At 71.7% G+C, this 20,925-nt stretch carries 23 protein-coding genes; 15 read left to right on the forward strand and 8 right to left on the reverse strand.

What is annotated here, in order from left to right:
* Positions 1 to 2: 2 nt before the first annotated feature.
* Positions 3 to 992, reverse strand: coding sequence for a zinc-binding dehydrogenase (locus tag ACWEQG_RS12110; RefSeq protein WP_452284049.1), 990 nt, complete (start codon positions 990 to 992; stop codon positions 3 to 5).
* A 95-nt stretch (positions 993 to 1,087) separates the two neighbouring features.
* Between ACWEQG_RS12110 and ACWEQG_RS12115 the strand changes: the two genes are divergently transcribed.
* From ACWEQG_RS12115 to ACWEQG_RS12150, 8 genes are all read left to right on the forward strand, one after another.
* A complete protein-coding gene (locus ACWEQG_RS12115; protein ID WP_452284051.1) occupies positions 1,088 to 1,678 on the forward strand; it encodes an RNA polymerase sigma factor in 591 nt (196 codons plus the stop codon).
* Positions 1,675 to 2,502 carry a zf-HC2 domain-containing protein gene (locus tag ACWEQG_RS12120; RefSeq protein ID WP_452284053.1) on the forward strand — a complete coding sequence of 276 codons (828 nt, stop codon included), beginning with the start codon at positions 1,675 to 1,677 and terminating at the stop codon, positions 2,500 to 2,502. The genes ACWEQG_RS12115 and ACWEQG_RS12120 overlap by 4 nt, the downstream gene beginning before the upstream one ends.
* Positions 2,499 to 3,353 carry an ATP-binding cassette domain-containing protein gene (locus tag ACWEQG_RS12125; RefSeq protein ID WP_452284055.1) on the forward strand — a complete coding sequence of 285 codons (855 nt, stop codon included), beginning with the start codon at positions 2,499 to 2,501 and terminating at the stop codon, positions 3,351 to 3,353. Before ACWEQG_RS12120 ends, ACWEQG_RS12125 begins: the two co-directional genes overlap by 4 nt.
* A complete protein-coding gene (locus tag ACWEQG_RS12130) occupies positions 3,350 to 4,810 on the forward strand; it encodes a hypothetical protein (protein WP_452284057.1) in 1,461 nt (486 codons plus the stop codon). Before ACWEQG_RS12125 ends, ACWEQG_RS12130 begins: the two co-directional genes overlap by 4 nt.
* Positions 4,807 to 5,526, forward strand: a complete 720-nt coding sequence (locus tag ACWEQG_RS12135) for a hypothetical protein (RefSeq protein ID WP_452284059.1) — start codon at positions 4,807 to 4,809, stop codon at positions 5,524 to 5,526. The genes ACWEQG_RS12130 and ACWEQG_RS12135 overlap by 4 nt, the downstream gene beginning before the upstream one ends.
* A 15-nt stretch (positions 5,527 to 5,541) precedes the next feature.
* On the forward strand, positions 5,542 to 6,363 hold the full coding sequence (locus tag ACWEQG_RS12140; protein WP_452284061.1) for an SAM-dependent methyltransferase: 822 nt from the start codon (positions 5,542 to 5,544) through the stop codon (positions 6,361 to 6,363).
* A 76-nt stretch (positions 6,364 to 6,439) separates the two neighbouring features.
* Positions 6,440 to 6,715, forward strand: coding sequence for an isoamylase early set domain-containing protein (locus ACWEQG_RS12145; RefSeq protein ID WP_452284063.1), 276 nt, complete (start codon positions 6,440 to 6,442; stop codon positions 6,713 to 6,715).
* Between the two features lie 84 nt (positions 6,716 to 6,799).
* Positions 6,800 to 7,981: a zinc-dependent alcohol dehydrogenase gene (locus ACWEQG_RS12150; RefSeq protein ID WP_452284065.1), complete on the forward strand. Its 1,182-nt coding sequence runs from the start codon at positions 6,800 to 6,802 to the stop codon at positions 7,979 to 7,981.
* On the opposite strand, the gene ACWEQG_RS12155 is transcribed toward ACWEQG_RS12150, so the two are convergent.
* The 6 genes from ACWEQG_RS12155 to glnII all read right to left on the reverse strand — a co-directional run bounded on the left by ACWEQG_RS12155 (position 7,971) and on the right by glnII (position 13,637).
* Positions 7,971 to 8,810: a metal ABC transporter permease gene (locus ACWEQG_RS12155; RefSeq protein ID WP_452284067.1), complete on the reverse strand. Its 840-nt coding sequence runs from the start codon at positions 8,808 to 8,810 to the stop codon at positions 7,971 to 7,973. The two genes, ACWEQG_RS12150 and ACWEQG_RS12155, sit on opposite strands and share 11 nt — an antisense overlap.
* Positions 8,807 to 9,691 (reverse strand): metal ABC transporter permease, encoded by an 885-nt coding sequence (locus ACWEQG_RS12160; protein ID WP_363462578.1) that lies wholly within the window; start codon positions 9,689 to 9,691, stop codon positions 8,807 to 8,809. Before ACWEQG_RS12160 ends, ACWEQG_RS12155 begins: the two co-directional genes overlap by 4 nt.
* Positions 9,688 to 10,449 (reverse strand): metal ABC transporter ATP-binding protein, encoded by a 762-nt coding sequence (locus tag ACWEQG_RS12165; RefSeq protein WP_346224855.1) that lies wholly within the window; start codon positions 10,447 to 10,449, stop codon positions 9,688 to 9,690. Before ACWEQG_RS12165 ends, ACWEQG_RS12160 begins: the two co-directional genes overlap by 4 nt.
* The gene (locus ACWEQG_RS12170) at positions 10,446 to 11,444 is read right to left on the reverse strand and encodes a metal ABC transporter substrate-binding protein (protein ID WP_452284069.1); all 999 of its coding nucleotides are present in this window, start codon (positions 11,442 to 11,444) and stop codon (positions 10,446 to 10,448) included. Before ACWEQG_RS12170 ends, ACWEQG_RS12165 begins: the two co-directional genes overlap by 4 nt.
* Positions 11,445 to 11,510: 66 nt before the next feature.
* Positions 11,511 to 12,503, reverse strand: a complete 993-nt coding sequence (locus ACWEQG_RS12175; RefSeq protein ID WP_452284071.1) for a glycerophosphodiester phosphodiesterase — start codon at positions 12,501 to 12,503, stop codon at positions 11,511 to 11,513.
* Positions 12,504 to 12,581: 78 nt separating this feature from the next.
* Positions 12,582 to 13,637, reverse strand: coding sequence for a glutamine synthetase (glnII, locus tag ACWEQG_RS12180; protein ID WP_452284073.1), 1,056 nt, complete (start codon positions 13,635 to 13,637; stop codon positions 12,582 to 12,584).
* A 167-nt stretch (positions 13,638 to 13,804) separates the two neighbouring features.
* Between glnII and ACWEQG_RS12185 the strand changes: the two genes are divergently transcribed.
* The gene (locus ACWEQG_RS12185) at positions 13,805 to 14,335 is read left to right on the forward strand and encodes a hypothetical protein (protein WP_452284074.1); all 531 of its coding nucleotides are present in this window, start codon (positions 13,805 to 13,807) and stop codon (positions 14,333 to 14,335) included.
* Positions 14,336 to 14,369: 34 nt separating this feature from the next.
* Here the strand turns inward: ACWEQG_RS12185 and ACWEQG_RS12190 are convergent, their stop codons facing one another.
* Positions 14,370 to 15,140, reverse strand: coding sequence for a DUF72 domain-containing protein (locus ACWEQG_RS12190; protein ID WP_452284076.1), 771 nt, complete (start codon positions 15,138 to 15,140; stop codon positions 14,370 to 14,372).
* 83 nt (positions 15,141 to 15,223) lie between these two features.
* Here ACWEQG_RS12190 and ACWEQG_RS12195 point away from each other — a divergent pair, with 83 nt between their 5' ends.
* The 6 genes from ACWEQG_RS12195 to ACWEQG_RS12220 all read left to right on the forward strand — a co-directional run bounded on the left by ACWEQG_RS12195 (position 15,224) and on the right by ACWEQG_RS12220 (position 20,919).
* Positions 15,224 to 15,769, forward strand: a complete 546-nt coding sequence (locus ACWEQG_RS12195; RefSeq protein ID WP_452284078.1) for a type 1 glutamine amidotransferase domain-containing protein — start codon at positions 15,224 to 15,226, stop codon at positions 15,767 to 15,769.
* A gap of 67 nt (positions 15,770 to 15,836) precedes the next feature.
* Entirely contained in the window at positions 15,837 to 16,715 is an 879-nt protein-coding gene (locus ACWEQG_RS12200) for a sugar kinase (RefSeq protein WP_363462571.1), read from the forward strand.
* A 705-nt stretch (positions 16,716 to 17,420) separates the two neighbouring features.
* Entirely contained in the window at positions 17,421 to 17,852 is a 432-nt protein-coding gene (locus tag ACWEQG_RS12205) for a fasciclin domain-containing protein (protein WP_452284080.1), read from the forward strand.
* 205 nt (positions 17,853 to 18,057) lie between these two features.
* Positions 18,058 to 18,279 (forward strand): hypothetical protein, encoded by a 222-nt coding sequence (locus ACWEQG_RS12210; protein WP_452284082.1) that lies wholly within the window; start codon positions 18,058 to 18,060, stop codon positions 18,277 to 18,279.
* Positions 18,280 to 18,300: 21 nt separating this feature from the next.
* A complete protein-coding gene (locus tag ACWEQG_RS12215; protein WP_452284084.1) occupies positions 18,301 to 19,872 on the forward strand; it encodes an amino acid permease in 1,572 nt (523 codons plus the stop codon).
* A gap of 48 nt (positions 19,873 to 19,920) precedes the next feature.
* Positions 19,921 to 20,919, forward strand: coding sequence for a phosphotransferase enzyme family protein (locus ACWEQG_RS12220; protein WP_452284086.1), 999 nt, complete (start codon positions 19,921 to 19,923; stop codon positions 20,917 to 20,919).
* The last annotated feature ends 6 nt before the right edge of the window (positions 20,920 to 20,925 follow it).

Here is a 20,925-nt window from a genome sequence, read left to right on the forward strand (position 1 = left end):
GCTCAGGGCACGAGGACGACCTTGCCCGTGGTCGCGCGGCTCTCCAGCGCGGCGTGCGCGGCGGCGGCGTCCTTGAGCGGGAAGCTCTGCACCAGCGGGACCAGCGCGCCCGACCCCGCGGCCGCGAGCGCCCGCTCCTCCAGGCCCCGCAGGCCGCCCGGCCGCTTCAGCACCCGGGGGCCGACCGCCACCGCCGCCGTGATGCCCCGGGCGTACAGGTCCTCCGTGGTCAGCGCGGTCGGGCCGCCCTGCGCGTCCGCCCAGCCGAACAGCACGATCCTGCCGCCGACGCCGAGCAACTCCAGGGTCGCGCGCCCGAGGTCCCCGCCGACGCCGTCGAGCGCCAGCGTGACCTCCCGGTCGCCGAGAAGCGCCCGCACCTCGTCGGGCCAGCCGGAAGCGGTGTAGTCCACGGCGTGGTGCGCACCCAGCGCGAGCACCCGGCTCAGCTTCGCCGCGCCGCCGGCGAGCCCGACGACCGTGGCGCCGGCCCGCACCGCCGCCTGCACGAGCAGGTTGCCGATGCCTCCGGCCGCCGCCGTCACCAGCACGACGTCGTCCGCCCGGATCTCCGCGACGTCGAGGATCCCCATCGTGGTCCGGCCCGTGCCGATCATCGCCACCGCCTCGCCGTACCCGAGGCCGTCCGGGATCTCGTGGATCGCCGGCGCGTCCCGTACGGCCAGCTCGGCGTAGCCGCCGGGAGCCATGCCGAGATGAGTCACCACCCGCCTGCCGACCAAACCGGGATCGACCTCGGGACCGACCGCGTCGACGACCCCGGCGACCTCCCGGCCGGGGATCGTGGGCAGGTCGGGGACGGGGATCGGGCCGCCCGCGTACTTCCCTGCCCGCAACGTGGTGTCGACCAGGTGCACCCCGGCCGCCCGTACGGCGACGCGGACCTGGCCCGGCCCGGGCTCGGGATCCTCGACCTCCTCGTAGACGAGATTCTCGGCGGGACCGAAAGCATGCAATCTGATGGCGTACATATGCCCGTTATAGATTTCCGGGCCGCGCCTCCACATCGGGCGATGGTCCTAGGTCCCCATGAACCGTTCGGAGTAGACGGCGCGATAGACGAGACATGCGCCCCTTCCCCCTGCGGCTCCCCCGTGGACGTCCGCATCCGCCGCCCGTGGGCCCGTCGAGCGACGACCACGATCTGATCGCGGCGGTGGCGGCGGAACGCGTCGAGGCGCTGCGGCTGCTGCACGACCGGCACGCCCCCTGGCTGCGCGCCCGCCTGCTGCGCAGGTGCGCCGACTCCGACATCGTGGACGACGCGATACAGGACACGTTCGTGGCGGTCTGGCGTGGGGCGGGGCGCTACTCACCACAGGGCGAGGATGCCGCCGCGTGGATCTGGACGATCGCCGCCCGGCGCCTGGCGTCCGCGCTCAGACGCCCCGGCGGACGCTGGATCACCGGAACCGCGCTCGCCGGTACCGACGCCCGCCTGGCCTCCGCGGAAGACAGTGTGCTGCTCGGGATCGAGCACGGCGACCTCGGCGGCGCTCTGGCCCGACTGTCGCCCGAACTGCGCGCCGTGATCCAGGCGACCGTCCTCGACGGCCTGACCGTCCGCGAGGCGTCCCGGCTGCTCGGCATCCCGGAGGGCACCGTGAAGACCCGGCTCATGCGGGCCAAGGCCCGGCTGAGAGAGGAGCTGGCATGACGGCCGGCGACTGGCACATCCCGCCCGACCTGCTGGAACGCTATCTGGGCGGCACGCTCGACCCGGTGAACGTCATGTCGCTGGAGACCCACCTCGTCGGCTGTGGCCGGTGCCGTACGGCGGTGCCCGCCGACGAGGGGTGGCTCGCCGCGTCGTGGGAGCGGATCGCGGCGGAGGTCGCGGCGCCCAGGCCGCCGGTGACGGAGCACCTGCTGCGCCGCGCGGGGGTTCCCGGGCATCTGGCCCGGCTGCTCGCCGCGACGCCCGCCCTGAGCCGCGCGTGGGCCGCGGGCGTCACGGCGGCGCTCGCGTTCGCGGTGGCGGCCGCGCACCTGGCCGAGCACGGCTTCCTCGCGTTCCTGACGCTGGCACCCGTGCTGCCGACGGCGGGCATCGCGCTCGCGTACGGCCGGCGGGCCGACCCCGCCCACGAGATGTACGCGGCCACGCCCATGGCGGGGGCGCCGCTGCTCCTGGTGCGCTCCGTCGCCGTGCTCCTGACGGCCGTCGTGCTGACCGCCCTGGCCGTCCCGCTGCTGCCCGCCGCGGCCATGCCGTCCGTCGCCTGGGCCTGGTTGCTGCCCGCGCTGGCGGTGACCTCGGGCTGTCTGGCGCTGGCCACGCGGGTGCCGCTGTCCCTCGCCGCCGTGGCCCTGGGCGGCGGATGGCTCGGGGTCGTGACCGCGGTGGGAGCGATGACGGGTGACCATGCGCTGCCGTTCCGGCCCGCCGCGCAGGTGCTCTACCTCTGTGCCGCGGCACTGCTCGCCCTCGTCCTGTACGTCCGGCGCCACCGCCTCGATCCCGCCCTGGAGCCCGGATGACCCCCATCGTCACCGTGCGCGGCCTGCGCAGACGCTTCGGCCGCAGACCCGTGCTCGACGGCCTCGACATCGAGTTCGGCGCGGGCGTGACCGGCCTGCTCGGCCCGAACGGCGCGGGTAAGACGACATTGCTGCGCTGCCTGGCCACCACGCTCGCGCCCGACGCCGGGGAACTGCGCGTCCTCGGTCTCGACCCGGCCACGCCGTCGGGCCGGACGGCCGTGCGCCGCCGGCTCGGCTACCTGCCGCAGGACCCCGGGTTCTACCCTCATTTCACCGCCTTCGAGACGCTCGACTACGTCGCGATCCTCAAGGAGATGACCGACCGGCGCGCGCGGCACCGGGAGGTGACGCGGGTGCTCGACGAGGTCGGCCTCGGCGACCGGGCGCGCACGAAGACGCGCAAGCTGTCGGGCGGCATGCGGCAGCGGCTCGCGCTCGCGCAGGCCCTGCTGGGCGGGCCGGATCTGCTGGTCCTCGACGAGCCCACGGTCGGCCTCGACCCGGAGCAGCGGCTGCGGCTGCGCGCCCTGGTCTCCCGGCTGGGCGAGAGCCGTACGGTGCTGCTGTCCACGCACCAGACGGAGGACGTCGCGGCGCTGTGCGAGCGGGTGGTCGTGATGCACGGCGGGCGGATCCTGTTCGACGGCACCCCCGCCGGGCTCGCCGCCGTCGCCACCGGCCGCGTCGGCCTCACCGGCGAGCGCCCCGGCCCCGGCGTGCTGTTCTGGCGTACGGCCGACGGGCGCTACCGCACGATCGGCGAGGCCCCGGCGGGAGCCGCCCCGGCCGAGCCGACGGTGGAGGACGGCTATCTGCTCCTCGTCGGCCGGACCGAGGAGGCGGCGTGAACCTTGTGCGCCTCGAGGCCGCCCGGCTGCTGCGCAGCCCGCTGATCTGGGGAGCGGCGGTGCTCATGGTCGCGCTGCGCGTCTGGCAGACCTGGTCCCGCGCGCCCGCCTGGCCCGAAGTGACGATCGACACCGCGTACGGCTGCCTGCTCGTGGGGGCGGGGGTGCTGCTGGCGGCGAACCTCGCGGTGAACCGGGAGCGGCGTCACGGCATGCCGGAGACCATCCGGGCGCTGCCGGTCCGGGCCCCGGCCAGGACCAGGGCGCTGCTGGTCGCCGCTCCCGCCGTCGCCGCGGCGGTGGCCTGCGCGGCCACGGCGGTCCACCTGATGAGCCTGCTCCCCGCGCATCCGGCGGCCCGGTTCGATCCGTGGGAGGCCCTGACCGGGCCGGCCGGCGCGGCGCTCTGCGGTGTCCTCGGCGTCGCGGCGGGGCGGTGGCTCCCCGGGCCGGCGACGGGGCCCGTCGTGCTCTTCGCGGTCGCGGTGCCCGTGGAGTTGTCCAGGTCGGGCGGTTCGTGGGCGGCGCTGCTCCCGGTGATCCTGCACCACGACCTGCCCGTGGAGATCAACCCTCGGCCCTCGGGGGCCCATCTCGTCTACCTCCTCGCGCTGATCCCGCTGGTCGCCGCCCTGGGGATGGGCCGGTACGGCCTGCGTCCCCGGCGCTCGATCGCGGCACTGGCCGGGCTGGCGGTCGCGGTGCCCACGGGGGCCGTCGCGATCGGCGGCGTGCACGACGCGGTGCCCGAGGAGAGGCTGGCCCGGTGGATGACCCCCGAGGCGCAGCGCTGCCGGGAGGCCGAGGGGGTGCGTTACTGCGCCTATCCGGGCTACGAGGCGTGGATCCCTCTGTGGGCACGCGCCGTACGGCCCGTGGTCGCCGCGGTCCCGCCCGCCGAGCGGGACCTCGTGCCCGAGATCCGGCAGCGGGTCGGCGACGTCTCCCTCGGCCAGGGGCGAGGGACGATCATGAAGCCGGGGTGGCCGCACCCCACCGGGCCGTTCTTCCTGTGGGGCAGGAACGGGACCGCGGAGCTCTCGGAGGCCTGGCTCGGCGGTCAGGTGGCCGCCCGTGTCGCCGGCCTACCGGACCCCGACTACTGGTTCGTGTCGGTCACCGACCCGCTGTTCGGCGCCGAAGACCTCGGTTTCCAGCAGACCCGGCCCGACTGCGCCGATTGGGGACGGGCGCGCACGCTCGTCGCCCTGTGGCTGGGCGGCCAGGCCGGGCCGGTGCGCACCGCCGCCTCCTCCTGGGCCCAGACCAAGGACTCCGAGCGACCCGCCGCCGAGCGCCTCTACCGGTACGCCGAGCGGCTGGTCGCGCGTCAGGACGCTCGTTCGCGCGTGTGGACCCACTGGACGACGCTCATGGACCCGAAGACCACGATCGAGCGGGCGCTCCCGCTGCTCGGCCTCACACCGGACCCCGACGACAGGAAGGACTGCTCGTGATCCGTACGGCACTGCTCCTCGTGCGCCCGACCCTCCGGGGCGTCGCCTGGGCGCCGCTCGCCTGGACCTGGCTGGCGTCCACAGTCGTGATCGTCGCCGCCGCCCTCACCCGGGGCGCGGTGGTGAGCTGCGACGCCGTGGTCCTGTCGCGGCTGTCCGCCGGGGCGATGGGCGCGACGGCGGGGTTCGCCCTCGTCGATCCCATGGCGTACGACGCGCTGGCGACGCCCGTTCCGAGGTGGCTGCGGATGTGGCTGCGCACCGCCCTCGCCGCCGGGGCCGCGCTCGGGGCCTGGGGGACGGCTGTCGCCCTGATCGTCGTCTTCCTGCCCCAGGGCTCCCCACTGCTCACCGGCGATCTGGCGCTGGAGGCCGCCACCTGCGTCCTCACCGGGCTGTCCGGCGCCGCCGTCGCCGTACGGCTGCGGCCCCGGCACGGCCGTTCGGCGGCCCTCGCGGGCACGGCGGCCCAGTTCACGCTGCTCGCGCTCACGCTCTTCCTCACCGCCGAGCTGTGGCTGTGGCCGCTGCAGGACGACCCGCAGTGGCCCGTGGCCCATCGGCTGTGGCTCGTCCTCCTGCCGCTGCCGGTGGCGTGCCTCGTGTGGGCGAACGGCAATCCCGCGACAAGGTGGAGTCACAGAGTTATGGCGTTCTTCGTTGGGTTTCTCCCGCGCGGCCCTTATGCTCGCAGCACGTCCTCTTTACTGCCGTGAGTGAGGAGATGTTGCGTGGCCGATGACGCGCCGCCACCCCCTGGTATCGATTCGCGCGTCCCCAATCCCGCGCGCATGTACAACTACTTCCTGGGCGGGAAGGACAACTTCGCCGCCGACCGGGAGGCCGCGGAGCGGGTTCTGCGGGTCGCGCCCGAGGCCCGTGCGCTGGCCCGCCGCAACCGGGCCTTCATGCGCCGGGCCGTACGCCACCTGGTGGCCGAGGCCGGGATCCGGCAGTTCGTGGACATCGGCACCGGGCTGCCGGCCGAGGGCAGCGTCCACGAGGTGGCGCACGAGATGGACCCCGGCGTCCGGGTGGCGTACGTGGACAACGACCCGGTGGTGCTCGCGCACTCCCGGGCCCTGTTGTCGGGCACCGCGGCCACCACCGTGACCGTGCAGGGGGACCTGCGGCGGCCCGAGGAGATTCTGGACCACCCGGAGCTGCGGTCGCTGATCGACCCCGCCGAGCCGGTCGCGATCCTGCTCGTGGCCGTGCTGCACTTCCTCACCGACGACGACAAGCCGGCCGAGCTCGTGTCCCGGCTCAGGGAGTCCGTCGCGCCCGGAAGCCACCTCGTGCTGTCCCATGTCACCGACGAGGAGCGGTCCGGCGACGCCCACGACGGGGCGGCCGTCTACCGGCAGGCCAGCAGCGGCGTCACCCTGCGCAGCCGCGAGCAGATCCACGAGCTGTTCGACGGCTTCCGCCTCGTCGAACCGGGCCTGGTCCCGCTGGACGACTGGCGGCCCGACGACGAGAACCTGCTCGCGCGGCAGGCCCGGCGGCACCTGCCCACCTGGTTCCTCTGCGGGGTCGGACACGCGCCCTGAAAAGGCCGTGAATATTGTGTTACGTCCTGCCTGTACTGGTTTCTTCCTTTACATGCGATACGCCAGGCTATGCGGCATGCTCAAGCGCACCCGGCTGTTCGGGCAGAAGACCCGCGTCACCTTCACCCTGCCCGTTGACGACCCCACGGGGACGGTCAGCGTGGTCGGCGACTTCAACGACTGGCTGCCCGGCCGCCACGAACTGCTGCGGCGCCGGAACGGCACCCGCACCGTGTCGGTGATCCTTCCGCCCGGCGCGCACCGGTTCCGCTACCTCGCGACGGGCGGCGTCTGGTTCGACGACGACAGCGCCGACCACGTGGACGAGCAGGGCAGCGTGCTGCACCTCTGACCACCAGAAGGGCCGTTTCTCCCGGCAGAAGTAGGGCATACGGGAACGATCGCGACACCCCGGCCCTTTTCTGGAGGGGAAACCATGAAGGCAGTTACCTGGCACGGCAAGCGCGACGTACGGGTGGACGAGGTCCCGGACCCGGCCATCAAGGAACCCACCGACGCGATCATCCGCGTCACCACGACCGCGATCTGCGGGTCCGACCTGCACCTGTACGAGGTGCTCGGCCCGTTCATCGGCGAGGGCGACATCCTGGGCCACGAGCCGATGGGCATCGTCGAGGAGGTCGGCGCGGAGGTCACCCACATCAAGCCCGGTGACCGGGTGGTGATCCCGTTCAACATCTCGTGCGGCCACTGCTACATGTGCGACCGCGAGTTGTACGCCCAGTGCGAGACCACCCAGGTCCGCGAGTACGACACGGGCGCCGCCCTGTTCGGCTACACCAAGCTGTACGGCGAGGTGCCCGGCGGCCAGGCGGAGTACCTGCGCGTCCCGCAGGCGCAGTTCGGGCCGATCAAGGTGCCGGACGGGCCGCCGGACGAGAGGTTCGTCTACCTCTCCGACGTGCTGCCCACCTCCTGGCAGGCCGTCGAGTGGGCCGAGGTGCCCGACGGCGGCAGCGTCACCGTCTTCGGTCTCGGCCCGATCGGGCAGATGTCGGCCCGCATCGCGCGCCACCGCGGCTACCGCGTCATCGGCGTGGACATCGTCCCCGAGCGCCTGGAGATGGCCCGCAGGCACGGCATCGAGGTGATCGACGGCAACGAGACCGACGACGTGCCCGAGGCGGTCCGCTCGATGACCGGAGGCCGGGGCACCGACTCGGTCATCGACGCCGTGGGCATGGAGGCGCACGGCTACACCGTCGGCAAGTTCGCCCAGACGGTCACCGGGATGCTGCCCGACAAGGCCGCCGCCGCCATGATGACCCGCGCCGGCCTCGACCGACTCGCCGCCCTGCAGGACGCCATCGAGACCGTGCGCCGCGGCGGCACGATCTCGATCAGCGGCGTCTACGGCGGGATGACCGACCCCATGCCCATGCTGCGGATGTTCGACAAGGGCATCGCACTCAGGATGGGCCAGGCCCACGTCAAGCGGTGGATCGGCGACATCATGCCGCTCCTGACCGGCGACGGCGACCCCCTGGGCGTCGCGGACCTGGCGACCCACCGCCTGCCGCTCGAGCAGGCGCCGCACGGCTACGAGATCTTCCAGAAGAAGGAGGACGGCGCGATCAAGGTCCTGCTCAAGCCCTGACGGCCACTCTCCTCGCCAGGGCCCGTCTGACCCTGCCGTGTACGGCGGTCCCGAGGAAGACCGTCCCGAACACCAGGCCCACGAACAAGGCGATGGAGGCCCCGGTCGCGACGTTCCACTGCGTGGAGACCCACACGCCCGCCAGCGCGCAGGCGACCCCGATCGCCGCGGCGAGCGGGAACAGCGGCGCGAGCCTGTCGGTGAGCAGGCGGGCGGTCGCGGCCGGGCCCACGATCAGCGCCACGGCGAGGATCGTCCCCAGCGCGGGCACGGTGGCGACGACGGTCACCTCGACGACCGCGAGCAGGGCGAAGTCCAGCAGCAGGGTGGGCAGTCCGAGCGCCGCCGCCCCCACCGGGTCGAACGCCGCGAGCAGCAGTTCCTTGCCCACCAGGGCGAGCAGGAGCAGCACCCCCACGGCGACGGCGGCGGTCACCACCAGGTCGCCCGTGCCCACGGCCAGGACGTCGCCCACGGTGTACGCCGCCAGGTCCTTGGTGAAGCCGTCCTGCGCCGACACCAGCACCACACCGAGCGCGAAGCCGCCCGACAGCGCGATGCCGGTGGCCGTGCCGAAGTCCTGCCCGCGGCCCCGGCCGAACAGGAGGACCGCGGCGACCACCAGCAGCCCGAACAGCCCGCCGCCGAGGTAGAGGTTCACCCCGAGCAGGGCGGCGACGACGATGCCGGGGAACGTCGCGTGCGTGAGGGCCATCGTGAAGAACGGCAGCCGCCGCGCGACCACGAACACCCCGACCACCCCGCCGAGCGCGCCGACCAGGACGGCCTCGACCAGGGCCCGGTGCACGGTGGAGTCGAGCCAACTCATGCCGCGCTCTCCACTACCGTGCGGCGGCGGGCGCGGCTCAGGCCCGCCTTCCTGCGTACGGCCCCGGCGGCGTGGGCCAGGCCGTACAACGCGACCAGGACGAGCACCACGGTGGCACCGGAGGCGAGCCGCACTCCGTGCCCCACCGACGCCTCGTAGCTCACGACGAGCCCGAGCCATCCGCCGGCCGCCCCGACGAGGCAGGCCAGCGGCACGATGACGGCGAGCCGGTCGGACAGGCACCGGGCCGCCGCGGCCGGCACGATGAGCAGCGCGATCACGAGGATCGTGCCGACCGCCTTCACCGCGGCCACGACGACCAGCGCGACCGCGATGTTCAGCACGAGGTCGAGCAGGCCCACGCGTACGCCGGCCGCGCGGGCGCCCTCGGGGTCGAAGGCCCGCAGCAGCAGCGGCCGCCGCAGCACCGCCAGCAACGCCACGACCACGACCGTCACGACGGCGGTCTGCGCGAGTTGCTCCTCGCTGACCGTCAGCACCCGTCCGAAAAGGAACGCCGTGAGATCGGAGGTGAAGCCCGTCTGCCGCGACACCACCACGACGCCGACGGCGAACAACGTGGTCAGCAGCATGGCGAGCGCGGCGTCCTCGCTCACGCGGCGGCGGTGCGTCAGCAGCGTGAGCAGGACGGCCGTGAGGACCCCGGCGGCCAGCGCCCCCCAGAAGATGCCGCCGTCCCCGGCCATGAGGTGGCCGATGACCACGCCGGGGAAGACGGTGTGCGTCAGGGTGTCGCTGACGAAGGCGAGCCGGCGCAGCAGCACCAGCACGCCGACCGTGCCCGCGAGCGCGCCGAGGATGACCAGTTCGACCAGCGCCCGCGCCATGAAGGGCAACTGGAACGGCTCGAAGAACATCATGTCTGGGTCACGATCACCCGGTCGCCGCGCAGTTCGAGCGCGTGCCCGCCGTACGTCGCGCGCAGCCGCTCGGGCGTCAGCACGTCGCCGGTCGGACCGAAGCCGAACTGGTGCCGGTTGAGCAGGCACACCTCGTCGCAGGCCAGATGCGCGATGGCGAGGTCGTGGGTGCTGACGACGACGGAGGCGCCCTGCTCCTTCAGCGAGCCGATCGCCTCGAGCAGCGCGTGCTGGCTGACCGCGTCCACACCGTTGAACGGCTCGTCGAGCAGCAGCATCCGGGGCTTGGCGGCGATGGCACGGGCCAGCAGCACCCGCTGGCGCTGCCCGCCCGACAGCGTGCCGAACCGCTCCCGCGCCCGGTGGGCCAGCCCGACCCGCTCCAGGGCCTCGGCGGTCTCGGCCCGGTCGGCCGCGGAGGGGCGGCGCAGCCAGCCGATCCGCCGGTAGCGGCCCATCATCACCACCTGCTCGACCGACACCGGGAAGTCGGGATCGAGCGTGTCGGCCTGCGGCACGTAGGCGACGTCGCGGCGGGCCTGCGCCGGGGGCCTGCCCAGCACCTCGATCCGGCCGCGCACCACTGGCACCAGGCCGAGCAGCGCCCTGATCAGCGTCGACTTGCCCGCGCCGTTCGGGCCGATCAGCGCGACGGCCTCGCCCTCGTGGACGACGCCGTGCAGTTCCTCCAGGACCGGGACGTCGCCGTAGGCCACGCTCGCCCGGTCGAGCACCAGGGTGGGCGTGCGCTCGCTCATGCGGCGGTCCCCCTCAACGCGTTGACAATGGTGTCCGTATTGTGCTCCTCCATCTGGAGGTAGGTCGCACCGGCCGAGCCCTCGGGGCCGAGCGAGTCGCCGTACAGCGCGTCCTCGCCGGCCACGACCTTCACCCCGGCCTCGCGGCCGATCGCCTCGGCCGTCTTGGGCGGCAGCGACGCCTCCGAGAAGACGGCCGCCACCCCGGTCGTCCTGATCTCGGCGACGAGATCGGACACCTGCTTGGCCGACAGCTCCGCGGAGGTGTCGAAGCTCGGGATGATCGACCCGACGAACGTCAGCTTGTATCGGTCGAGGTAGTAGCCGAAGGCGTCGTGGTTGGTCACGAGCTTGCGCCGGTCGGGGGGCACGGACTCGATCTTCCTCGCGATGTCGGCGTCGAGCGCGTCCAGCTTCGCGTCGTACGCCACCCGGTTGGCCTGGTAGACCGCGGCGTCGGGCGGATCGGCGGCGGCGAAGGCGGTCTCGATCGTGGCGACCATCGTCTTGACGTTGAGCGGGTTGTGCCAGATGTGCGGGTCGCCCTCGGACTCGTCGTGATCGTGCCCCTCCTCGCCGTGTCCCTCCTCGTGCCCCTCCCCGGAGCCCATGCGGATCTGGACGCCCCGGGAAGCGTCGACGACGGTCCCGTCGAAGCCGGCGGCCGAGATCGTCTCGTCCAGCCACTTCTCCAGGCCCACGCCGTTCTTGACGAGCACGTCGGCCTCACCGATGGCCCGCATGTCGGCCGGGGACGGCTCGTAGTCGTGGGGATCGACGTTGGGCTTCAGCAGCTGGTGGACGGTGACCCGGTCGCCGCCGACGTTGCGGGCGAAATCGGCCACCTGCGTGGTGGTCGCCACCACCTTCAACGGCTGTGCCGGTCCCAGGGCGGGATCGGAGGAATCAGAAGGCTTCTGCGCGCCGCCGCACGCGGCTGCGAACAGCACCAGCAGCGCGGCGGACGAGAGCGTACGGGCAAGTGGCGAGAGCACGACGATTCCTCAAGTCGGTATCAGGGGAAACATCCCTTCCAAATGTCCCGCAAATGAAAATCATTGTCAACTTGCGGCGATCCGCCGGGAACGCCCCGAGAGCACGGCCCGGGCCGTGCCGGGATTGTCGGCGAAGACGCCGTCCACGCCGAGGTCGTAGAGCATCGCCAGCCAGCCCATCACGTCTCCCGTCGCCCGCGCGTACGCCGGGCCGGCCGGGTCTCCGCGCCGGAAGTCGGCCGGGAGCTGGGCGTTCTCGTCGCGGACGGTCCACACGTGCACGTCGAGCCCCACCCTGTGGGCGTCCCGCACGAGTGTCGTGGGGGCGAGGAGGCGACCGCCGGAACCGGTGGGAACGACCCGAGAGGTCGCCACACCGATGCCGTCCGCGTACGTCGCGATCTCCTCGAGCCCGGCGGACGTGACCATCCGGTCGTACGCCGCGCCGGAGCCGCCGATCAGCTGGATCAGCGGCAGCCGGGTCCTTCCGCGCAGCTCGCGCAGGTTGGCCGCCTCGAACGACTGGATGAAGACCGGGTCGTGCCGGTCGCGCCAGCCGTGCCGGCCCAGCACGTCGAGCAGCGGCTCCTCCAGCGGCAGGCCGACGGAGTCGAAATAGGAAGGGTGCTTGGTCTCGGGATAGACACCCACGCCGTGCCGTACGGCCAGCTCCACGACCTCGTCGAACGTCGGGATCGGGGCCAGCCCGTCGAAGGCGGCGTTGCCCGGGCGCAGGTCCGGGATGCGCTCGGTGGCCCGCAACGTGCGCAGCTCTGCCAGCGTGAAGTCCTCGGTGAACCAGCCGGTGACGGCCACGCCGTCGATGCTCTTGGTGGTGCGGCGGGCGGCGAACTCGGGATGGTCCGCCACGTCCGTGGTCCCCGAGATCTCGTTCTCGTGGCGGGCCACCAGGACGTGGTCACCGGTGGAGACCAGGTCGGGCTCGATGTAGTCGGCCCCGAGCGCGATCGCCGTCTCGTACGACGGCAGCGTGTGCTCGGGCCGCAGGGCGCTGGCGCCCCGGTGGCCGATGACGAGGGGTTCTGGCTGGTGCGGCACAGCGGCCACCGTACATGCACGACAAACGCGTACGGCTCCCGCGCCGGACGCGGGAGCCGTACGAGGACGGGGGAACCGTCAGACCTGGCCGGCCTTCTCCAGAGCCGTGCAGCAGGTGTCGACGATCAGGCGGGTGACGACGTAGGGGTCGACGTTGGCGTTAGGGCGCCGGTCCTCGATGTAGCCCTTCTTGTCCACCTCGACCTGCCACGGGATGCGGACGGAGGCGCCGCGGTCGGAGACGCCGTAGCTGAACTTGTCCCACCGGGCGGTCTCGTGGTGGCCGGTGAGGCGGTCCTCGACGCCGTGGCCGTAGTTCTTGACGTGCTCCATGGCGTTGTCGCCCAGGGCCTCGCAGGCGGTGATGATCGGCTCGTAGCCCTCGCGCATCGCCTTCGTGGAGAAGTTGGTGTGCGCGCCGGCGCCGTTCCAGTCGCCCTTCACCGGCTTGGGGTCGAGCGTGGCGGCGACGTCGAACTCCTCGGCGGTGCGGTAGAGCAGCCAGCGGGCGACCCACATGTGGTCGGAGACCTCCAGCGGACCGGCGGGGCCGACCTGGAACTCCCACTGACCGGGCATGACCTCGGCGTTGATGCCGGAGATCTTCAGGCCGGCGGCCAGGCAGCGGTCGAGGTGCAGCTCGACGATGTCGCGGCCGAAGACCTCGTCGGCGCCGACACCGCAGTAGTAGCCGCCCTGCGGAGCGGGGAAACCGCCCAGCGGGAAGCCGAGCGGGCGGCTGTCCTTGAAGAAGGTGTACTCCTGCTCGATGCCGAACCACGACTCCTGGTCGGCGAACCGCTCGGCCACCTCCGCGAGCGGGGAGCGGGTGTTGGTGGCGTGCGGCGTCATGTCGGTGTGCAGGACCTCGCACAGGACCAGCACGTTGTCGCCGCCCCGGATCGGGTCGGGGCAGGTGAACACCGGCCGCAGCACCAGGTCGGAGGAGTGACCGGTGGCCTGGTTGGTGCTGGACCCGTCGAAGCCCCACAGCGGCGGCTCGGCGCCGTCGGCAAGGATCTTGGTCTTGGAGCGGAGCTTCGCGGTCGGCTCCGTGCCGTCGATCCAGATGTACTCGGCCTTGTAGGTCACGTCGATCCCTTCGAACGAGGCGGCCTGGCGTTCGTCCGCCACGCCCAACAGTGCCGTTTCGGGATTTCGTAGCTTTTGCCCGTTTGTAACCAGAGTGTTAACGCGCATTCTTTGCCTTGGCGGTGCTGTGACCCGTGGCACATGATCTCCGCTCTCCTGGGCAGTCGGAGGGCGTCCACCAATCGCAACCGCACTGGGAGTGAGGGCAGATGGTCTTACTGGGCCTGCTTCTGGTCCTGATCGCGGCGGCGGCTGTGATCGAGGTGTCGGTCAACGACACCGCGAACACCCTGCCGATCACGGTCCTGGACCGCACGTTCAACCTCAGCCCGTTCGAGCTGTTCATCGCCGGTGTCGTGACCGCCGCCGTCTTCATCGTCGGCCTGCTGCTCATCACCGGCGGCATGCGCCGCGCCGCCGTGAAGCGCCGCCGGCTGCGTGAGGCCCGCCTGGCGGAGCGGGACCGCGTGTCCCGCCTGGAGGCCGAGAAGCGCGACCTGGAGCGCCGCCTGGAGACGACTCCGACGGCCTCCACGACCGCCTCCACGACGGCCCCCTCGGCGTCCTCGACGGCCGAGCGGCCGAAGGTCGACCGGGACCGCGACGGCGTCGACGACCGGGCCGAGCGCGCCGAGCGTCCCACCGCGCCGCACAACCGCGTGTCGGTGCCCTCGCAGCAGTCGTCCCCCGACCAGCTGGTGGCCGGCGGACGTCACGCGGCCGACGAGCGCCGCGTCTGATCCATGATGCCGGGGGTGACACTCGCCCGTCCGGTCATGGCCGGACGGGCTCGGGGGACCGCTCGGGAAGCCGTGCCCTGCTCACGTCCCTCCCCTGGGCGCGTGCCAGCTCCGCGAAGGTGATCGCGTTGCGTACGGCGGCGCCGCCGGGATCGTTGTTGAAGTAGACGTAGGCGTCCGGCACCTCGCCCAGGCGGTCCACCCAGCTGCGCAACGCATGTGACCCGTAGCTGGGCCAGGGCTCGGCCCGCCCTTCGTGGAAGCGCAGATAGACCCAGTCGGCCGTACGCCACAGGGGCCCGGCCGGCCGGCCGAGACGGTCCGCCCAGCACAACGCGGCCCCGAACTCCGTCAGCAGGGCGCGGATCTCGTCGGTCCACCACGAGGCGTGCCGCGGCTCGACCGCGACCCGTACGGCACGCGGGAACCGGCCCAGGCAGGCCCTCAGCCGGCCGGCGTCCACCTGCAGGGTCGGCGGCAGTTGCAGCAGGACGGGGCCCAGCTTCGGGCCGAGCCCCTCGGCCACGCCCATCAGCCGCTCGACCGGCTCCTCCGGGTCCTTCAGCCGCTTGATGTGCGTGAGGAAGCGGCTGGCCTTGACCGCCATGACGAAGTCGGGCGGCGTACGCTCCCGCCACGACTCGAACGTCTCGCGCTTCGGCAACCGGTAGAAGGCGTTGTTGTTCTCGACGGTGGCGAAGATCTCGCCGTAGCTCTCCAGCCACAGTCTCTGGGGCACGCCCCCGTAGACGAGGTCGCGCCAGTCGGCGTACTGCCAGCCGGAGGTCCCCACGAGCACGGGCATATCCGTCCCCTACCCAGCGGACGGCATAGATCGCATCCCTCCGGGCACGCGACGTCAAGAACGAGCAAAAGAGGGGAGCAACGATGATCCAGGGTAAGACGATCGCGTTCCTCGTCGCCCCCGAGGGGGTCGAGCAGGTCGAGCTCACCGAGCCGTGGAAGGCCGTCGAGCAGGCGGGTGGCACGCCGAGACTCGTCTCGGTGGAACGCGGGGAGATCCAGGCGTTCAACCACCTCGACAAGGCCGGCACCTTCCCGGTGGACGCCGTGGCGGGAGAGGTCTCCGCGGCCGACTTCGACGGGCTGGTCCTTCCCGGCGGGGTCGCCAACCCGGACTTCCTGCGGATGCGGCCGGAGGCCGTACGGTTCGTCAAGGAGTTCTTCGACGCGGGCAAGCCGGTCGCGGCGATCTGCCACGCGCCGTGGACCCTCGTGGAGGCCGACGTGGTGCGCGGGCGCACGCTGACCTCGTGGCCCAGCCTCCAGACCGACCTGCGCAACGCGGGAGCGACCTGGGTGGACCAGGAGGTCATGGTCTGCACCGGCGGCCCGAACACGCTGGTGACCAGCCGGAAGCCGGACGACCTGAAGGCCTTCTGCCAGGCCTCCGTGGACGCGTTCGGCGCCTGAGGGAGGGCTTTCCCCTGCGGATCAGGGTCTGTCATGCTTTCCGGGTGCAATTCCGCGGACTCACGGCATGACCGAGGTTTTCACGCTCGGAGAGGCATTGGGCGTCGTCTCCGGCGACCGGCTGCGGCATGACACGACCATCCGCCTCGACGTGGAGGGGCCCGAGCTGACGACGGCGGTCGGCCTGGCCCGGCTCGGCCACACGGTGAGCTGGCTGGGCCGGGTCAGCGCCGACGAACTCGGCACCCGCACGCTGACCGTCCTGCGCGGCGAGGGCGTGGACGTCTCCCACGTACGGGTGGACGAGACGGCGGCCACCGGGCTGATCCTCCGTCAGCGGCGCATCGGCCGCTCGTCACACGCCGTCCACTACCGGGAGGGCTCGGCCGGGTCCCACCTGTCGACCGGCGACGTACCCGGCGAGGCGGTGCAGTCGGCGCGGATCCTGCACGTCACGGGCGTCACCCTCGGCCTCAGCGGCCTCGCGTGGAGCGCCGTCCACCACGCCGTCAAGCTCGCCAGGGACGCCGGGGTGCTCGTCTCGGTGGACGTCAACCACCGCGCGAACCTCTGGGAGAGCGCGGAGGAGGCCCGCCAGGGTCTCACCGAACTCGCCGCCTCCGCCGACGTGCTGTTCGCGACCCAGGACGAGCTCATGCTCGTGGAGCACGTGCTCGCGTCCACGCCCGAACTGGTCGTGACCCGGGGCGCCAAGGGAGCCAGCGCCACCGTCGAGGGCCTGCGCTACGACACCCAGGCCGCCCCCGTGACCACGGTCGACCCCGCCGAGGTCGGCGGGGCGTTCGTCGCGGGCTACCTCAGCGCGATCCTCGACGGGCTCCATCCGTCGGACCGCCTCAAGCGCGGCATCTCGGTGGCCGCCTTCGCCGTCGCCAGCCACAGCTCCTGGCAGGGTTTGCCCACCCGCGGCGAACTGCCTCCGTGACGCTTGGAACTCCAGCATCGCGATTTACCTGTGAGGCGAGTCGTTTGCGGAGGTTTCAAAGTTGACGGAAGCGTAGCTACTCACCAGTAGAGATACTTGGATGTGAGTGGGGTGACCCACGGCATCCGGCGTCCAACTCGTCAGGCCCATACCGAGGCCGACACAACCGGATCTGCCCACACAGGCCCTGTGGCTCCGCCGTCTTCCTAGGCACGAACGGCCGATCCCGGCCTGCAAACCCTAGATCTCCGTCGTTCTGGAGGCAGAGCCATGAAGAAGAGGGTCCTTGTCGCGTCCACCTTCAGCGCGGTCACCTTCACCTTCGGCGTGATGCCGCAATCCGTCAGCGCGGCCCGGTGGTTCGCCAATCCCGCGCCTCCCTCTCCACCCGCCGAACGGGAGGCACCTCAGGCTCCGGACACAACGCCCCAGCCCTTACCGCCGCGTGATTCGGCTCCGCCGGCTCAAAGCCCGCTGGGGCCACCGACCAGCCCGCCCACGTCACCGACCAGCCCGCTCACGCCACCCTCCACCTTGCCAACCCCGTCTCCCTGTCCGTATCAGCCGTCCAGGTGTCAGGGCCCGCATCCGTCGTCCGACTGTCCGGTCCGGCATCCTTATTGCGGGAGGCCGGGCGACGGCGCGACACCACAAGGCCGCTGGGATAGGGCGCGGTCCGCGCCGTCCGGCTCCGACTGCTCGGCCGTGACCGGCACCGAGGCCATGGGCGAGCGGCCGGTGGCCACCGCGATCGCCGGCGTTCCCGACCTGTCGAAGATGGCGTCGGCCCTATCGCGAGGCAACCTGGCCCAGTACCTCGATTCGGCCAAGGACATCACGGTGTTCGTGCCGGTCAACGACGCGTTCGTCAAACTGCCGAAGTTCGAGCTGGACCGGATGTTCTCGGACGAAGACAAGGACTGGACGCGCCAGGTCCTCACCTACCACGTGACCGAAGGGCGCAAGACCAGGGACGAGTTGAGCAACGCCAAGCTCACCACCAAGGAGGGCCACGAGCTCACCACTCGCCTGTCCGGTCAGGACCTCATAATCAACAACGACGCCAAGGTCCTCTGCGGAGAGATCCAGACGGCCAACGCCACGGTTTACCTCATCGACAAAGTGCTGATCCCGTAGCGGTGACCACACCCACCGCTCGTGACGTGGGAGATCGGGCGACCGTCCAGCCGGACGGGCTCACCGGCCGAGGCAGACGCCGCGATCGTCATCGAGCACAAGGCAGCGCGGGCGTCTGCGGGAAGTTGCGACATCGGTACCGCCCTGTAACACCCGGCCCGGAAAATCTGATCAATGGTCTGAAGGCAGACCAAAGGAGCCGGGCATGCCAGATCCCGCCGCAGACGCGATGGCTCTCGTCACGGCCTGGGCCGGGCGGTCCCTCACCTTCCTGACGATCAAGGGCGGGTTCAGCCATCACGTTGGCCCGGATTCGACTATTCCGCCGAGGTCGCCGACACGTTCGCCCAACCCGTACGCGACCGAGGATCCATGCTTCGGCCGCCCGATCGACAAGATCGGCGGCTGGATACCCCGCACCAGTTAGAGCCGGTTAGAGGAGGCCTCAGTGGCGCAAGCCCTCGACGACGACGCCAAACGACTAGCGGAACTCGGCTACAAGCAGGAACTGGCCCGCACCTGGAGCGGGTTCTCCAACTTCGCCATCTCCTTCTCCATCATCTCGATCCTGGCCGGCTGCTTCACGACCTTCGGACAGGCGTGGAACAACGGCGGACCGCTGGCGATCTCCGTCGGCTGGCCGCTGATCTCGGCGTTCATCCTGATCATCGGCTTCTGCATGGCGGAGCTGGTCTCGGCGTTCCCCACGGCGGGCGGCATCTACTGGTGGGCCGCCAAGCTGGGCCGGCCCGTGCACGGCTGGTTCACGGGCTGGCTGAACCTGATCGGGCTGATCGCGGTGACCGCGTCCGTCGACTACGGCTGCGCGACGTTCCTGAACATCACGATCGGGCGCTTCAGCGACTCCTGGGCGAACGGCAACGCGCTGCACCAGACCTTCCTGCTGTTCGCCGTGGTCCTGGTGCTGCACGCGTTGATCAACATCTTCAGTCACCGGCTGATCTCGCTGTTGCAGAACGTCTCGGTGTGGTGGCACGTGTTCGGCGCCGCGGCCGTCGTGCTGATCCTGATCTTCGGTCCGACGGAGCACCAGAGTGTGGGCTTCCTGTTCGAGACGTTCAACAACTCCGGGTTCGGCGACGGCGACTCGGGCCCGGCGTTCTGGCTGTACGTGCTGCCGCTGGGCTTCCTGCTCACGCAGTACACGATCACCGGCTTCGACGCCTGCGCGCACGTGTCGGAGGAGACCCACGGCGCGGCCCGCACGGCGGCCAAGGGCCTGTGGCAGTCGATCTTCTACTCCGCGATCGGCGGCTGGATCCTGCTGCTGTCGTTCCTGTTCGCGGCCACGAACGTGGACGCCGTCAACGCCGAGGGCGGCTTCGTCGGCGCCATCTTCACCTCGTCGCTGTCGTCCACGCTCGCCACCGTCATCTTCGGCATCTCCACGATCGGGCAGTTCTTCTGCGGCATGAGCTGCGTGACCTCGATGTCGCGGATGACGTACGCGTTCTCCCGGGACGGCGCGGTGCCGGGCTGGAGGCTGTGGTCGAAGGTGGACCGCAACCGCACGCCGGTCAACGCGATCATCGCCGGCTGCGGGGTCGCGCTGTTGATCACGCTGCCCGCGCTCTACGCGCCCGAGGGGACGACGACTCCCGTCGCGTTCCTCGCCGTGGTGTCCATCGCCGTGATCGGGCTCTACCTCGCGTTCCTCATCCCGATCTGGCTGCGCCTGCGCGCCGGGGACTCGTTCCAGCCGGGGCCGTGGACCCTGGGCCGCAAGTACAAGGCGTTGTCCTGGATCGCCGTGGTCGAGATCGCGATCATCTCCGTCTACTTCGTCCTGCCCATCGCCCCGGCGGGCGTGCCGGGCAACGCGGACTTCACCTGGACCTCGGTGAACTACGCCCCCATCGCGGTCGGCGCCGTGCTCGTCGGCATCGCCCTGTGGTGGCACCTGTCGGCCAAGCACTGGTTCACCGGTCCCCGCCGTACCGTGGACGACCTTGGCGACGGCGTCGGTGACGACGTCGGCCGGCCCGAGCCCGTGACCTGATCTCCCGGTGTACGGCCCGCCCGCCCCGGCGGGCCGTACGCTCGTCTGATGATCGACGACACTCGGCGCAGGCGCCACCTGGCCGCGCTCGCCCGCACGGCCCTGACGGCCTACGACGTGCCGGTGGCCCGCCTGACCGCGATGGCGAAGGGCTTCAACACCACGTTCCGGGTGGACGGCGCGGACGGCCGGCGTTATGTGCTCCGCGTCCAGCGTCCGGACGGCCCGAGCCCGGAGATGGTCAGGTCGGAGGCTCTGTGGCTGCGGGCCCTGCGCCGCGACACCGCGCTGGCCGTCCCCGAACCGGTGCCCACCCGTACGGGTGACCTGCTGACCGTGGCCGAGCACGCGGAGGTGCCGGCGGCGCGCAGCTGCGTGCTGTACCACTGGGTGGACGGCCGGTTCCTGGACACCACGCTCACCACCGCGCACCTGCGCCGGGTGGGCGCCTTCACCGCGCACCTGCACCTGCACAGCGCGGAATGGACGGCGCCGGCCGGCTTCGCCCGGGGGCGCGTCGACGCCGTCACCGAGTCTGGCCGTCGCACCGCGACCCCGCCGCAGGAGGAGGCCGAGCAGGCGGCACACCTGGTGGAGCGGGTGCATTCGGCGGCGGGCGCCGAGATCGTGCGGACGGTGACGGAGCGCGTCCGGCGCATCCGGGACACCCTGGGCCAGGGCCCGGACGCCTACGGGCTGATCCACGGCGACCTGCACCAGGAGAACTATCTCTTCCACCGCGGCGAGGTCCGCGCCATCGACTTCGACGACTGCGGGTACGGCCACTTCGTCTACGACCTGGCCGTGACCACGGGCGAACTCGCCCACCTGCCACACGCCGCGGATCTGCGTGCCGCGCTGCTCGCGGGATACCGCGCCGTACGGCCGCTGCCCCCGAGCCACGAGGACGCGATCGGAGACTTCATGGCGTTGCGGCGTCTCCAGCTCACGCTGTGGGTGCTGCAGGAACGGGCACAGCCGATGTTCCGCGACGACTGGCGGGACCGGGTGACCCGCGGCCTGGAGAGCGCGGCCCGGGCCCTGTGACCGCCG

It is taken from the genome of Microbispora sp. NPDC004025, from assembly GCF_053604425.1.

What these genes read in the sequence shown, in the direction of transcription:
- ACWEQG_RS12120 (WP_452284053.1), top strand. Translation starts at nt 1,675, where the DNA reads ATGACGGCCGGCGACTGGCACATCCCGCCCGACCTGCTGGAACGCTAT.
- ACWEQG_RS12125 (WP_452284055.1), top strand. Translation starts at nt 2,499, where the DNA reads ATGACCCCCATCGTCACCGTGCGCGGCCTGCGCAGACGCTTCGGCCGC.
- ACWEQG_RS12185 (WP_452284074.1), top strand. Translation starts at nt 13,805, where the DNA reads ATGGTCTTACTGGGCCTGCTTCTGGTCCTGATCGCGGCGGCGGCTGTG.
- ACWEQG_RS12155 (WP_452284067.1), bottom strand. Translation starts at nt 8,810, where the DNA reads ATGAGTTGGCTCGACTCCACCGTGCACCGGGCCCTGGTCGAGGCCGTC.
- ACWEQG_RS12200 (WP_363462571.1), top strand. Translation starts at nt 15,837, where the DNA reads ATGACCGAGGTTTTCACGCTCGGAGAGGCATTGGGCGTCGTCTCCGGC.
- ACWEQG_RS12115 (WP_452284051.1), top strand. Translation starts at nt 1,088, where the DNA reads ATGCGCCCCTTCCCCCTGCGGCTCCCCCGTGGACGTCCGCATCCGCCG.
- ACWEQG_RS12110 (WP_452284049.1), bottom strand. Translation starts at nt 992, where the DNA reads ATGTACGCCATCAGATTGCATGCTTTCGGTCCCGCCGAGAATCTCGTC.
- ACWEQG_RS12145 (WP_452284063.1), top strand. Translation starts at nt 6,440, where the DNA reads ATGCTCAAGCGCACCCGGCTGTTCGGGCAGAAGACCCGCGTCACCTTC.
- ACWEQG_RS12195 (WP_452284078.1), top strand. Translation starts at nt 15,224, where the DNA reads ATGATCCAGGGTAAGACGATCGCGTTCCTCGTCGCCCCCGAGGGGGTC.
- ACWEQG_RS12220 (WP_452284086.1), top strand. Translation starts at nt 19,921, where the DNA reads ATGATCGACGACACTCGGCGCAGGCGCCACCTGGCCGCGCTCGCCCGC.
- ACWEQG_RS12165 (WP_346224855.1), bottom strand. Translation starts at nt 10,449, where the DNA reads ATGAGCGAGCGCACGCCCACCCTGGTGCTCGACCGGGCGAGCGTGGCC.
- ACWEQG_RS12210 (WP_452284082.1), top strand. Translation starts at nt 18,058, where the DNA reads ATGCCAGATCCCGCCGCAGACGCGATGGCTCTCGTCACGGCCTGGGCC.
- ACWEQG_RS12160 (WP_363462578.1), bottom strand. Translation starts at nt 9,691, where the DNA reads ATGATGTTCTTCGAGCCGTTCCAGTTGCCCTTCATGGCGCGGGCGCTG.
- ACWEQG_RS12190 (WP_452284076.1), bottom strand. Translation starts at nt 15,140, where the DNA reads ATGCCCGTGCTCGTGGGGACCTCCGGCTGGCAGTACGCCGACTGGCGC.
- ACWEQG_RS12150 (WP_452284065.1), top strand. Translation starts at nt 6,800, where the DNA reads ATGAAGGCAGTTACCTGGCACGGCAAGCGCGACGTACGGGTGGACGAG.